The organism is Microbispora sp. ATCC PTA-5024 (genome assembly GCF_000511135.2).
GTDB lineage: Bacteria > Actinomycetota > Actinomycetes > Streptosporangiales > Streptosporangiaceae > Microbispora > Microbispora corallina.
Genome location: NZ_KI866526.1, coordinates 567,524 through 579,264, shown reverse-complemented (window position 1 = coordinate 579,264; position 11,741 = coordinate 567,524). Strand labels below are relative to the sequence as shown.

Annotated in this window: 14 protein-coding genes; 4 read left to right on the top strand and 10 right to left on the bottom strand. The window is 73.4% G+C overall.

The features are described 5' to 3' along the window. Positions 1–63: 63 nt before the first annotated feature. From trpS to MPTA5024_RS33370, 3 genes are all read left to right on the top strand, one after another. Complete coding sequence (trpS, locus tag MPTA5024_RS33380; protein ID WP_051458962.1) at positions 64–1,098, top strand: tryptophan--tRNA ligase; 1,035 nt, start codon at positions 64–66, stop codon at positions 1,096–1,098. 63 nt (positions 1,099–1,161) lie between these two features. After that, positions 1,162–1,881: a Mut7-C RNAse domain-containing protein gene (locus MPTA5024_RS33375; protein WP_036331704.1), complete on the top strand. Its 720-nt coding sequence runs from the start codon at positions 1,162–1,164 to the stop codon at positions 1,879–1,881. Between the two features lie 56 nt (positions 1,882–1,937). Continuing rightward, on the top strand, positions 1,938–2,237 hold the full coding sequence (locus MPTA5024_RS33370; RefSeq protein WP_036331702.1) for a DUF6247 family protein: 300 nt from the start codon (positions 1,938–1,940) through the stop codon (positions 2,235–2,237). Between the two features lie 63 nt (positions 2,238–2,300). Here MPTA5024_RS33370 and MPTA5024_RS33365 read toward each other — a convergent pair whose 3' ends face one another. The 6 genes from MPTA5024_RS33365 to MPTA5024_RS33345 all read right to left on the bottom strand — a co-directional run bounded on the left by MPTA5024_RS33365 (position 2,301) and on the right by MPTA5024_RS33345 (position 7,331). Next, entirely contained in the window at positions 2,301–2,648 is a 348-nt protein-coding gene (locus tag MPTA5024_RS33365) for a helix-turn-helix domain-containing protein (RefSeq protein WP_051459035.1), read from the bottom strand. A gap of 135 nt (positions 2,649–2,783) precedes the next feature. After that, entirely contained in the window at positions 2,784–3,803 is a 1,020-nt protein-coding gene (locus MPTA5024_RS41555; RefSeq protein ID WP_198167541.1) for a hypothetical protein, read from the bottom strand. Positions 3,804–3,902: 99 nt separating this feature from the next. Next, positions 3,903–4,052, bottom strand: coding sequence for a hypothetical protein (locus MPTA5024_RS42915; protein WP_198167540.1), 150 nt, complete (start codon positions 4,050–4,052; stop codon positions 3,903–3,905). A 47-nt stretch (positions 4,053–4,099) separates the two neighbouring features. Beyond that, positions 4,100–5,113: a cytochrome d ubiquinol oxidase subunit II gene (locus MPTA5024_RS33355; protein ID WP_036331698.1), complete on the bottom strand. Its 1,014-nt coding sequence runs from the start codon at positions 5,111–5,113 to the stop codon at positions 4,100–4,102. Further along, a complete protein-coding gene (locus MPTA5024_RS33350; protein ID WP_232326752.1) occupies positions 5,113–6,483 on the bottom strand; it encodes a cytochrome ubiquinol oxidase subunit I in 1,371 nt (456 codons plus the stop codon). Before MPTA5024_RS33350 ends, MPTA5024_RS33355 begins: the two co-directional genes overlap by 1 nt. Positions 6,484–6,761: 278 nt before the next feature. Continuing rightward, positions 6,762–7,331 carry a CGNR zinc finger domain-containing protein gene (locus MPTA5024_RS33345; RefSeq protein WP_051458961.1) on the bottom strand — a complete coding sequence of 190 codons (570 nt, stop codon included), beginning with the start codon at positions 7,329–7,331 and terminating at the stop codon, positions 6,762–6,764. Positions 7,332–7,451: 120 nt separating this feature from the next. On the opposite strand from MPTA5024_RS33345, the gene MPTA5024_RS33340 reads away from it, so the two are divergent. Then, positions 7,452–8,468: a zinc-dependent alcohol dehydrogenase family protein gene (locus MPTA5024_RS33340; RefSeq protein ID WP_036331696.1), complete on the top strand. Its 1,017-nt coding sequence runs from the start codon at positions 7,452–7,454 to the stop codon at positions 8,466–8,468. Between the two features lie 17 nt (positions 8,469–8,485). Here MPTA5024_RS33340 and MPTA5024_RS33335 read toward each other — a convergent pair whose 3' ends face one another. The 4 genes from MPTA5024_RS33335 to rfaE2 form a co-directional block, all read right to left on the bottom strand. Next, complete coding sequence (locus MPTA5024_RS33335) at positions 8,486–9,451, bottom strand: UDP-glucuronic acid decarboxylase family protein (protein WP_036331694.1); 966 nt, start codon at positions 9,449–9,451, stop codon at positions 8,486–8,488. Beyond that, positions 9,448–10,398, bottom strand: coding sequence for a glycosyltransferase family 9 protein (locus tag MPTA5024_RS33330; protein ID WP_036331692.1), 951 nt, complete (start codon positions 10,396–10,398; stop codon positions 9,448–9,450). Before MPTA5024_RS33330 ends, MPTA5024_RS33335 begins: the two co-directional genes overlap by 4 nt. After that, a complete protein-coding gene (locus MPTA5024_RS33325) occupies positions 10,389–11,069 on the bottom strand; it encodes an SDR family oxidoreductase (RefSeq protein ID WP_036331690.1) in 681 nt (226 codons plus the stop codon). Before MPTA5024_RS33325 ends, MPTA5024_RS33330 begins: the two co-directional genes overlap by 10 nt. Before the next feature lie 24 nt (positions 11,070–11,093). Beyond that, positions 11,094–11,741: D-glycero-beta-D-manno-heptose 1-phosphate adenylyltransferase (gene rfaE2 / locus MPTA5024_RS33320; protein WP_198167539.1), on the bottom strand; the 648-nt coding region annotated here is incomplete at its 5' end.

The following is an 11,741-nucleotide window of genomic DNA, read 5'->3' as shown; positions in this document are numbered from 1 at the left end:
TCTCGTTCTCCTCGTCCGGCGGGGCCGCCTTCGGCGGACCCGCCCGTCACCGAGGAGGACACCATGACCACAACCGCACCAGCCGCACCCCTGACGTTCGACGACGTCCGGCGGGACCCCGGCCGTTTTCGCGTCCTGACCGGGGACCGTCCCACGGGACGGCTGCACCTGGGCCACTACTTCGGCACCGTGCACAATCGCGTGCGCCTGCAGGACGTCGGCGTGGAGCTGCTGGTCCTCATCGCCGACTACCAGGTGCTGACCGACCGCGACGTGGCCGAACGGCCGGCCGAGCACGCCGAGGAGATCGTGCTCGACTACCTGGCCGCCGGCGTCGACCCCAGCCGGGCCACGATCTTCGCCCACAGCGCGGTCCCCGCGCTCAACCAGCTGCTCCTGCCGTTCCTCAGCCTGGTGTCGGTCGCGGAGCTCGGCCGCAACCCCACGGTGAAGGACGAGATCGCCCACTCGCGGCAGTCGTCCGTCAGCGGGCTGATGTTCACCTACCCGGCGCACCAGGCGGCCGACATCCTGTTCTGCAAGGCCAACCTGGTGCCGGTCGGTCAGGACCAGCTCCCCCATCTGGAGCTCACCCGAACCGTGGCCCGCCGCTTCAACAGCCGCTACGCCGAGATCTTCCCCGAGCCGGAGGCCCTGCTGTCCGCGGCGCCGCTGCTGCTGGGCGTCGACGGCGCCAAGATGAGCAAGAGCCGGGGCAACGCCATCGCGCTGGCCGCGACCGCCGACGAGACCGCGGCGCTCATCCGCGGCGCGAAGACCGACGCCCTCCGGCACATCACCTACGACCCCGCTGGCCGGCCCGAGGTCTCCAACTTGGTCCTCCTGGCGGCGCTGTGCCTCGACCGGGATCCGTACGAGGTCGCCGGGGAGATCGGCGGCCGTGGCGCGGCCGCGCTCAAGGCCGTGGTCACCGAGGCGGTCAACGAGCGCCTGGCGCCGCTCCGCGAGCGGCGCGCCCTCCACGCCCGGGACCGGGACCACGTCCGGCGGGTGCTGCGCGAGGGCAACGAACGCGCCTCCGCGATCGCCGACACGACGCTGACCGAGGTGAGGGCCGCGATGAACATGGTGTACTGAAGCGCCGCCGGCTCGGTCCCGGCCGGGTCCGTCCGCGTCGTGCGCCGGGGGCATGCTGGGGTCATGGACGTGACGCGCGTGCCGGTGCGCTTCGCGCCGGAGCTGTGGATGTTCCTCCAGCCCCGCGACCGCCGCTCGCCGCTGCCGCTCCCGTACGACGGGGCGTCCGCGCTGGGCCACCTGGTCGAGTCGGCGGGCGTGCCCCTGACAGAGGTCGGCGGGCTGGTCGCGGACGGCCGGCCGGTCACCCCGTCGTACCGGCCGGTCCCCGGGGAGGCGGTGGAGGTGCTCGCGGTGGCCCGGCCGCAGCGGGTGCCGGACCCCCGGTTCGTGCTCGACGTCCACCTCGGCACGCTGGCCCGGCGGCTGCGCCTGGTCGGGGTGGACGTCGCCTACCGCAACGACATGGACGACGACGCCCTGGTGGAGCAGGCCAACGCCGAGCGGAGGATCCTGCTCACCCAGGACCGGGGGATCCTCCGCCGCCGTTCGCTCCGGCTGGGGGCGCACGTCCGGGGCTCCCTGCCGGACGAGCAGTTCCTCGACGTGCTCGACCGCTTCCGCCCTCCGCTCGCCCCCTGGACCCGGTGCACCGCCTGCAACGGCACCCTGGCCCGGGTGGACCGCGACGAGGTGGCGGAGAGCCTGCCGCCCGGCACCCGCCGCACCTACGACGCCTTCGCCCGCTGCCTCGCCTGCGGCCGCGTGTACTGGCACGGCGCCCACGGCAGCCGCCTCGACGCCATCGTCCGGGCCGCCACCCGCGCCGTCTCCGGCCGCTGACACAGGTACCGGCGATGTCATCGCGGGACCGGGCGCGGCGCGGGTAGCGTGGACCCATGAGCGCGCAGCCCCTCCAGGAGTACGACCCGGAGGCCATTCTTCGGGCGCTGCCGGAGGAGTGGCGCCCGGTTTTCCTCGCCCAGTACCACGAGGCGTGGGAGGCCGCACGCGAACCCGGCGAATATCATCGGCTCCCCGAGGTGCTCAACCTGTGGTGGCTGAACTCCATCGCCTTCGCCGATCCCGAGTATGAGAAGCACGCCCAGGAGGCGGCGCAGGGCGTGGGCGAGTTCGTCGCCTTCGAGGAGGCCGTTCCCGACTGGGAGGAGCGTCTCGCCCGGGCCCCGCGCCGGTGAGCTTCCGGGTGGTCCTGGCCGGTTCTGTGCTGGCCACCATGAAGAACCTCCCGGATGCGGCGCTCACAGCGCTGGTCGCGCGCACCGCCTGTGGAGGGTGGAGGACGGCGGGACAGCGGCCGGGGCCCGCGGGGTGAGACGGACCTCGACGTGCGCGTCCAGGGCGCGTGCAAGTCGTTCGAGCACCGGAAGCGTGGGGATCGTCCCTCCCGCCTCGAACCGGGCCACCGCCGACTGCGTCATCCCTGCCTCGCGCGCCAGGTCGTTCTGGCTCCACCCGCACCCTTCGCGCATGGCGCGAACCGTCCTGCCCAGCTCGTAGGCCAGGCGGCTGGCCTCGTACGCCTCGTGCGCGCCCGGCTCCGTCAAGCGGCGATCTCGGAGCTCTCGCCAGCTCTCCTGCTCGCTCATTGCCGTCTCCTCTTCCTCATCGGCGGTGTGCGCCAGGCCGACGCTCAGCCCCATGGCTCTACGCGCCCGCTCGATGCCATCGAGGTCGCGGCCGGAGGGTGGTCCGAATGCGCACCGGCTTGAAAGGGCGACGCGTCACTCGACGACCCAGAAGCTCCAGTTGTGCGGCGCCTGTGGCCAGGACGGATCCGGTTGCCAGCCAGGTGGTGGTTCCCAGCCCTCGGGGGCCGGTGGCCAGCCGGGCGGTACGACGAATCTGATCCGGGTTGGTTTCGGCGGAATCGGCGCGTGGGATGCGAAAGCGGTTGGTCCAGCGGAAGACGAGCCGATGCCCGCCTGCACTTCTGTTCGCATCGCCGTTTGGGCGCTCGGCAGGCCCTGCCCGATGGCGCCCGGCCAGTCATTGGGCAACTCGTGCGCACGGGCGCAGTAGAGGATCACTTCCGCCTTGAGGTGATTTCCTTTTATCTTGGCCTTGGCGACTGTCAGGCATCCGATGCTGTCAAGATGACGGATCGCCGGGAGCAGGTCGCCGCTCATTTTCGGGGTCAGTTGCCCCACACGGTTTCCGTCGAGCCGGACCTCGACGAGTTGTTTGACAGCGCGGCCGCTGGAGTCGTTCAACTCGTGCAGCGTCGCGTACGCATAGCTCTCACCCTCCGCCCGCAGGAACGGCTTGATTTCGGCCAGGTGGTGCTCTTCGCCGCTCACCTGAATGGATCCGCCCTGCGGGAGTACGACATGTGGCGTTTGCGGCGCAGCGTTCACCGGCAGACAAAGGTGTGGCTCAGCGAGAGCAACGGTGACACTTCCCCTGAACTGTTCGGTCAGCGTCATTCGGCCGGCCCGGTCGTAGCCGTGATCGGTAACCCTCCCACCCCAGACGCGACAGGGCACGCGGGCGACGAAGCCGGATGCGGCCAGATGGCTGAACAATGCTCGGTATCTCACCGCGTCATTTCGCGGAAGGTATCCGACGGTCTCGTACTCGACCAGCACCGCCACCGCGTTCGGGTCGTGCCGGGGGCGACCTCGTTGTTCGGGGCGCCGTCGCCGGCGGTCGGCAGGTCGCCGCGTTCGACGGGGGCGCGTGACGACGGGGGCGGTGGCGCACATCTCGTCGTCGAACGTGCCCCGGTCGACACGCAGTTCCACCTGACGCCCCTCGGGCGACGCGTAGAAGGCGCCGAACCCCTCCTCGCCGACGACGCCGAGTGACTGCTCGGCCAGCTCGTACCCGGGCAGGTCGACCAGCTAGACGAGGTCCGGGGAGACCCCCAGCCCGCGCAGCCGGTCCATGTCCACGCCGCCCGGCGCGGCCAGGGATCCGCAGGCGCCCAAGCCGACGACCGCGAGGACCGCCACCACGATCATCCTGCCCTTCACGCGGTCATTCTCACCCATCGGCCCGTGGTCGCGACGGCCTCTCCGGGGGCGTACGGCGAAGAGGGTCAGTGGGAGGCGTCCTCGGTGTAGGGAAGGCGGCGCTGGACGGCGAACAGCAGCGCGATCGACGGCAGGACGAGGACGGCGGCCACGACGGCGACGGCGAGGACGGTGTGGAGGACGGCCGGATGGGCGGCGGCCTCCTGGTACGGGACCCGGGGCGGCAGCATGAACGGGTACTGGGCGACCGGCCAGCCCCACATGACGGCGGTGACGGCGAGGACGGCTGTGACGCGGACGAGCAGGTACCGCCGCCACCACAGCAGCGCGAGCGACGCGACCCCCAGCAGCGCGCTGGCGAGCACGAGCGGCAGCGCCCGGTGGGTGAGGCCGGTGAACAGCCGGGGGGCGTCCCAGCGGAGCACGGCGACGCCGAGGAGGGCGACGGCCCCGGTGGCCACGGCGGCCGCGAGCGCGCGGCGCCGGAACAGGTCCGCCAGCCCGGGGACGCCGGAACGCGCGGCATCGTCGCAGAGGTAGACGGCGGCGAGGTAGGCGCACACCACGACCGCGAGCACGCCGCCCAGCAGTGAGGACGGGTTGACCCAGCTCCCCACGAGAGCCCCCCGGGCGAGGCCGGGCGGGACCCGTCCGGACGCGACGGCTCCGGCGACCGCGCCGAGGAAGAACGGCGTGACGACAGAGGCCAGCGCGAACCCCCCGCCGAACAGCCGCTGCTGCCACAGCTCCGTGCTGCTCTTGCGGAAGGCGAAGGCGGCGCCCCTCGCGATGATCCCGAACGCGGCCAGCGTCAGCGGGATGTACAGCGTGGACATCACGGCCGCGAAGACCGGCGGGAACCCGGTCCACAGCAGGACGAGCACGAAGATCAGCCAGACGTGGTTGGCCTCCCAGACCGGTCCGATGGTGTGCTCGATGAGGCGCCGCTGCGGCATGCCCTCGCGCGTCCGGCCGGCCAGCAGGTCCCAGATGCCGCCGCCGAAGTCGGCGCCGCCGAGCAGCGCGTACAGGGTGAGGCCCGCCCACATCACCGCCAGCAGGACCTGGGCGGCGTCCATCAGGCGGCCGCCGCTTCCTGGGGGGCGACCCGCCACCGGCGCGTCATGTGCCGCAGGACGTACACCGTCGAGACCGTCAGGACCGTGTACACCACGACCAGCAGGACGAAACCGGCCCACAGGCCGGGCGCCGGGTTGACGGCCTGCGAGGTGCGCAGCCTGCCGTACACGACCCAGGGCTGGCGCCCCAGCTCGGTCACCACCCAGCCGGCCTCGACGGCGAGGACGGCGAGGACGCCCGAGGCCGCGGCCAGCCGGAGGAACCACGGCGACCGCGGCAGGTCACGCCGCCTCCACCACGACAGCGCGAGCCACGCCGCCAGGAGCAGGAGCAGGAACCCGATCCCGACCATCGTGTCGAAGGCCAGATGCACGGGCGTGACGGGCGGCCGGTCGCCGGGCGGCGTCCGGTCGAGGCCCTGGACGACCGCGCTCGGCCGATATCCGACCAGCATCGACAGCGCGCTCGGGATCTCGACGCCGTACCGCATGCGGTCGTCGACGAAGACCCCGCCGAGGGTGAGCGGCGCGTACGGCCCGGTGCGGTACACCCCCTCCATCGCGGCCAGCTTCGTGGGCTGGTAGGTGGACAGGAAACGCGCGGCGTAGTCCCCCACCACGATCTGGACGGGGGTGAGCGCCGCCGCCAGCGTGAACGGCACGAGGAACCCGAGCCGGTGGTGGCGGTCCCGCCGCCCGCGCAGCAGTCCCACGGCGTACACCGAGGCGGTCACGTACCCCGAGACCATGAACGCGGCGATGATCATGTGGATGGTCTGCGGCGGGGTGGCCGGGTTGAACATGGCCCGCCAGGGCGACACGTTCGTGATCCGGCCGTTCGCCAGGTCGAACCCGCGGGGCTGGTTCATCCAGGCGTTGGCCGTGACGATGAAGAACGCCGAGGCGACGCCCGCGACCAGCACCGGGACGCCGCTCAGCAGGTGGGCCCGAGGGGACAGCCGGTCCCAGGCGTAGAGGTAGATCCCAAGGAAGATCGCCTCCAGGAAGAACGCGATCCCCTCCAGGGCGAAGGGCAGCCCGACCACCTGGCCGTACACGCCCATCAGGCCGGGCCACAGCAGGCCCATCTCGAAGCTGAGGATCGTGCCCGACACGGCGCCGACCGCGAACACGACGCCCACGGCCTGCGCCCAGCGCCGGGCGAGCCGCATGTGGCCGGGGTCCCCGGTCCGCACGGCCCGCCACTCGGTGAACAGCAGCAGGGCGGGCATGCCGACCCCGAGGCAGGCCACGACGATGTGCCAGCCGAGCGACAGGGCCATCTGCATGCGGGCCGCCGCCAAATCCACCGCGCCCGCCGGATCCATGGGCCCGGCCACCCCGGCCCCGCCGTAGAGGGGCCCGATCACCGTGGCCGTCCACGCGTCCGCGACGCCGGCGGCCGCCCCGCCATGCCGGTCGCGATCACCGCGGCCGTACCCGTCCCCGGCGGCGTCCGCGCGCGGGCGGGCGCCGTAGCCCGCGCGGGCCGTGCCCGACAGCCATGGCAGCCTCCCTCACCCCGTCCTCGGGGCAGGGCCTACCCGGCCTCAGGACCGGACATACGCCCAGGTGGACGGGCCGGGCCGATGCCTTGACCGTTCCTTTCCCGTGAGGGGCTGTTCCTTGGGGCCGGGGCGACGCGGTCTCACACCGAGCGTCTGGCCCGTGCCCGGTACGCGGCCACGTTGGTCCGGTTTCCGCACATCTCGTAGGAGTGCCACCGCTGGGTGCGGCTGCGCGTGGTGTCGTAGAAGGCGTGCGAGCAGTCCGCGTTGGCGCAGACGCGGATCCGTGAGAACTGCCCCTGCGCGACCAGTTCCGCCACGGCGCGGACGACGGCGCCCACGACCGGCGGACCGGACACCTGCAGCAGGGCGACGCGCCCGTCGCCGTCGAAGACGTGGCGGAACGCCGTCGTGGCGGTCGTCTCGTTCACGTCGGCCCACGCCGCCTTGGCCGCTTCGGCGCCGGGCTGGGACACGACGTCGACGAGGCTGTCCCGCAGCCGGCGCAGCTGGGCGATGTCGCCCTCGGACGGGGCGGGCAGGGCCGGTTCACGGAACGGGCGCAGGATCCGCTCGGCGATCTCGGGGTCGGCGAGCGTGTCCGGGGTCAGCGGCGTGGCGTGCGGGCGTGAGTTCAGCAGCTCCACGATCGCGTCCGCGAGAGCGGGCGCCTGCCGCGGCGCCGCGCCCGTCGTCTCCTGGCTGACCATGCCCCCAGCATACGGCGACATGGTCATCGACGAAAGCCCTTTACATGGCTCGCACAGCCCTGCTAGAACTGACAGCGTCAAACCAAGAAAGACCATTACTTCACTGAAGGGCCACCCGCTATGAGCCGTCTCGTTCTCACCGCCGTCGGCGGAGATCTCCAGGACACCGTCGCGCTTCTCGAAGACCAGGACCCGCCCCTCGCCCCGGGCGACGTGCTGGTCGAGGTGGATGCGGCACCGATCAACAACGCGGACCTGTTGTTCACCATGGGCTGGTTCTCCGCCCAGCCCCAGCTGCCGCAGGCCCTGGGCGCCGAGGGCGTCGGGCGCGTCGTGCGGGCCGGCGAAGGCGTGGAGCCGACGCTGGTCGGCCGGCGCGTCCTCATCCTGCCCACTTTCGTCCACGGGACGTGGACCGACCAGGTCGTCGTTCCGGCGAGCGCCGTCGTCCCGATCTCCGTCGCGGACAGGGCGGACGCCCTGCAGCTCGCGATGCTGCCCGTCAATCCCGCCACGGCCTATGCGCTGCTCAACGACTACGCGGCGCTGCGGCCCGGCGACTGGATCGGCCTGAACCTGGCCAACTCCGCGGTCGGGCACCACGTCATCGCCCTGGCCAGGCGGGCGGGGATCAGGACGCTGGCCGTCGTCAGGCGGGAGGCGGCAGCCGCGCAGGTCCGCGCCCTGGGGGCGGACGCCGTCGTCGTCGACGGCGCCGACCTGGGCGAGCGCATCTCCGCCGCGTTGGGAGGCGAGCGGTTGCGGCTGGCTCTGGAAGGCACTGCCGACCCCGGGCAGACCGCAGCGCTGGTGCGGTCGCTGGAGGACGGCGGCACCGTGGTCACCTTCGCGGCGGCCACCGGACAGGCGCCCTCCGTCCCCGTGGGCGACCTGATCTACCGCGGCATCGTCCTGCGCGCCTTCTTCATCCTCAACTGGATCCGCGACACCCCGCGCAAGGAGCTCGAGAGCGTGTACGCCGAGCTGGCCGACCTGGTCGAGCAGGGCGTGCTCAAGGCCCCGGTCGAGGCGACATATCCCCTGAGGGACCACCGCGCCGCCCTGGCCCACGCGGCCAGGGCCGAGCGCTCCGGCAAGGTCCTGTTCGTGCCGCGCGATCGACGCCGACCCGCATGACCGGTTGAGATCGGCGGTCAGGAGGCGAGCGCGGACCGGGGGGTGCGAAGCTCCTTGGCGAACCACTCGATCGTGCGGCGGAGCCCGGTCACCGGGTCGACGTGGGGGCGCCAGCCGAGCAGCGACTCCGCGAGCGAGGTGTCCGGCCGCCGTACGGCGGGGTCGTCCACCGGCCGTTCGACGAAGCGGATCGGCGACGACGAGCCGGTGAGGTCGCGGATCGTCGCGGCCAGGTCGGCCATGGACGTCTCCGCGGGGTTGCCGATGTTGACCGGCCCGGCGGCGTCGGCCTCGGCGAGCGCGAGGACGCCCTCGACCGTGTCGTCCACGTAACAGATGGAGCGTGTCTGGCTGCCGTCCCCGGTCACCGTGATCGGCTCGCCGGTGAGCGCCTGCCGGATGAACGTGGGGATGGCCCGGCCGTCGTGCGGCCGCATCCGGGGGCCGTACGTGTTGAAGATCCGCACGATGCCGGTGCCGGTCCCCCGGGAGTTGCGGTAGGCCGTGGTCAGGGACTCGGCGAACCTCTTGGCCTCGTCGTACACGCTGCGCGGCCCCACGGGGTTGACGTTGCCCCAGTACGTCTCCTTCTGCGGGTGCTCGAGGGGGTCGCCGTACACCTCGCTGGTGGACGCGAGGACGAACCTGGCGCCCTTCTCGGTGGCCAGCCCGAGGGCGTGCAGCGTGCCGAGGCTGCCGACCTTGAGCGTCTCGATGGGGTGGCGCAGGTAGTCGGCCGGGGAGGCGGCCGAGGCGAAGTGCAGCACGAGGTCGACCGTGCCCGGCACGTGCACGAACCCGGTGAGGTCGCACTCCAGCAGCCGGAAGGCGGGACGGCCGATCAGGTGCTCCACGTTCCGGGGCGAGCCGGTGAGGAAGTTGTCCATGCAAACGACGGCCGCGCCGCGCTCGACGAGCCGCTCGCACAGGTGGGAGCCGAGGAAGCCGGCGCCGCCGGTGACCACGACCCTGGCGCCCTTCATCGGACCCGCACCTCCAGCAGGGACAGGGCCGCGTCCAGCACGGCCGGGGCTTCGATCTCCAGCAGGCCCTCGGACGGCCGGTCGGCGTGGGGGTCGCCGGTCCTGCCCGTCCACAGCGTGACGTGGGGATGGCTCTCTGGCGGACCCCACAGGACCGGCGGCACCGGGCCGTACAGGACCACCGAGGGCGTGCCGACGGCGGTCGCGAGGTGCGACATCCCGGTGTCCCCGCAGACGACCAGCGCCGCGTGCCGGGTCAGCGCGGCCAGGCCGGGCAGGTCGGTGCGGCCCGCGAGCACGGCCTCCTCGGGCAGCCCGGCGAGGGCCGCAACGTGCCGGGCGAGGGCGATCTCGCCGACGCCGCCGGTCACGACGACCCGGTGGCCGAGCCGGGTCAGCTCGGCCGCCGCCTGGGCGAACCGCTCCGGAGGCCACTGCCGGGCGGCGGACGACGCCCCCGGGTGGACGACCACCTCGCCGCCGTCGAGCGGCCCGGGCCCGGGGTCGAGCAGCGCGAGATCCTCGCGGTCGGTCTCGATCCCGTGCCACTCCAGCAGGTCGCACCAGCGGCGCACCTCGTGGATGTCCGCACGCCACGGCGGGCCGTCCGCGCCGGGGACGCCGGCGTGGGCGTGGGTGAGCAGCCGGCCCGGCCGGGTGCGGCGCAGGGCCACGATGCTCTCCGGCCCGCTGCCGTGCAGGTTGACGGCCACGCCGGGGGCCGCGAACGGCACCGGGCCCGGCCCGGACACGTCCACCAGGTCGTCGATCCCGCCGATCAGCGGGAGCAGGCCGCCCAGGTACGCCGGGGTGGCCAGCACCAGCCGGTGCTCCGGGTACGCCCGCCGCAGCGCCCGCAGCGCCGGGACGGCGGTGAGCAGGTCGCCGAGCCCGAGCCCGCGCAGGACGAGCAGCGCGGGCCGGCCCGGCCCGTCCGCTACGGCCATGACGTCTCCGTGGAGGCGCAGACCACGAGCTCCCTGACCTCGCATCCGCGTGGCTGGCCGAGCGCGAAGACCACGGCCGCGGCGACGTCCTCGGGCTGGTTGAGGCGGGCGTCGGGCCCCGGCTTGTACTTCTCGTCGCGGTCGTCGAAGAAGTTGGTGCGCATGCCCCCGGGGATCAGCAGCGTGACCCCCACGTCCCCGGCGAGCTCGGCCGCGAGCGCGCGGGTGAACCCGACCACGCCGAACTTGGCCGCGCAGTACGCGGTCGCGTCGCTCACCGCCTTGATCCCCAGCGTGGAGGCCACCGTCACGACCGTGCCGTTCGACCGGCGCAGGTACGGCAGGGCGGCCCGGACGACCGAGGCCGTGCCCAGCAGGTTGACCCGGATCACCCGCTCCCAGGCGTCGGCCGGCACGTCCTCCAGCCGCCCGCAGGCGTCGATCCCGGCGGCCGTCACCACGCCGTCGAGACCGCCGGCCCGCTCGGCCAGCTCGCGGACGGCCCGCTCGGCCTGTTCCCGGTCCGACAGGTCGGCCCGGACGTGGTCCACGCCGCCGTCGGGCTCGCCGAGGTCGATCACCAGCGGCCGGCCGCCGGCCTTGGCGACCGCGGTCGCCGTGGCCCGTCCGAGGCCGGACGCCCCCCCGGTGATCAGAATGTTTCCCACCATCGATGTGTCCCTTCGCATCGCGTGTCAGGAGGCCGCCTGCGCGGCCGCGATCAGGCCGGTCGTCGAGTAGCCGGGCACGGTCGGCAGGATGACGACCTCGCCCCCGGCCCGCCTCACGGCCTCGGCCTCGGGCATGGACCTCTCGCTGTAGTCGCCGCCCTTGACCCACACGTCCGGGCCGAGGCGCTCGATGATCTCCGAAGGGGTGTCCTCGTCGAAGACCGTGACGGCGTCGACGCAGCCCAGCGCCCGCAGGACCTCCACCCGGTCCCGCTCGCGCACCACGGGCCGGCTCGGCCCCTTGAGGCGCCGGATCGACTCGTCGGAGTTGAGGCAGACCACGAGCGCGTCCCCGAGCGCCCGGGCCCGGCGCAGCAGGCTCACGTGCCCGGCGTGCAGCAGGTCGAAACAGCCGCCGGTGGCGATCAGCCGCCCGCCCGCCGCCCGCACGGCGGCCGCCACCTCGAAGGCCGACGCCCCGGGGGCGAACGGCGCGGGAACCTCGGCCGCGGGCCCGGCGAGGCGCAGCCCGGCCGCGCCGCCCTCCTCCACGAACCGGGTGGCCTCCCCGACGGCCCGGACGACGGCGTCCTCGGTGGGGCGCCGTCGGCCAGCGCGAGCGCCGCCGCCGCGGCGAAGCGGTCGCCCGCGCCGCAGACGTCGGCGCCGACC

Excerpts from the sequence above, each read along its gene's own strand:
- trpS (WP_051458962.1), top strand. The coding sequence starts at position 64 with ATGACCACAACCGCACCAGCCGCACCCCTGACGTTCGACGACGTCCGG.
- MPTA5024_RS33375 (WP_036331704.1), top strand. The coding sequence starts at position 1,162 with ATGGACGTGACGCGCGTGCCGGTGCGCTTCGCGCCGGAGCTGTGGATG.
- MPTA5024_RS33370 (WP_036331702.1), top strand. The coding sequence starts at position 1,938 with ATGAGCGCGCAGCCCCTCCAGGAGTACGACCCGGAGGCCATTCTTCGG.
- MPTA5024_RS33365 (WP_051459035.1), bottom strand. The coding sequence starts at position 2,648 with ATGAGCGAGCAGGAGAGCTGGCGAGAGCTCCGAGATCGCCGCTTGACG.
- MPTA5024_RS42915 (WP_198167540.1), bottom strand. The coding sequence starts at position 4,052 with ATGGGTGAGAATGACCGCGTGAAGGGCAGGATGATCGTGGTGGCGGTC.
- MPTA5024_RS33355 (WP_036331698.1), bottom strand. The coding sequence starts at position 5,113 with ATGGACGCCGCCCAGGTCCTGCTGGCGGTGATGTGGGCGGGCCTCACC.
- MPTA5024_RS33345 (WP_051458961.1), bottom strand. The coding sequence starts at position 7,331 with ATGGTCAGCCAGGAGACGACGGGCGCGGCGCCGCGGCAGGCGCCCGCT.
- MPTA5024_RS33340 (WP_036331696.1), top strand. The coding sequence starts at position 7,452 with ATGAGCCGTCTCGTTCTCACCGCCGTCGGCGGAGATCTCCAGGACACC.
- MPTA5024_RS33335 (WP_036331694.1), bottom strand. The coding sequence starts at position 9,451 with ATGAAGGGCGCCAGGGTCGTGGTCACCGGCGGCGCCGGCTTCCTCGGC.
- MPTA5024_RS33330 (WP_036331692.1), bottom strand. The coding sequence starts at position 10,398 with ATGGCCGTAGCGGACGGGCCGGGCCGGCCCGCGCTGCTCGTCCTGCGC.
- MPTA5024_RS33325 (WP_036331690.1), bottom strand. The coding sequence starts at position 11,069 with ATGGTGGGAAACATTCTGATCACCGGGGGGGCGTCCGGCCTCGGACGG.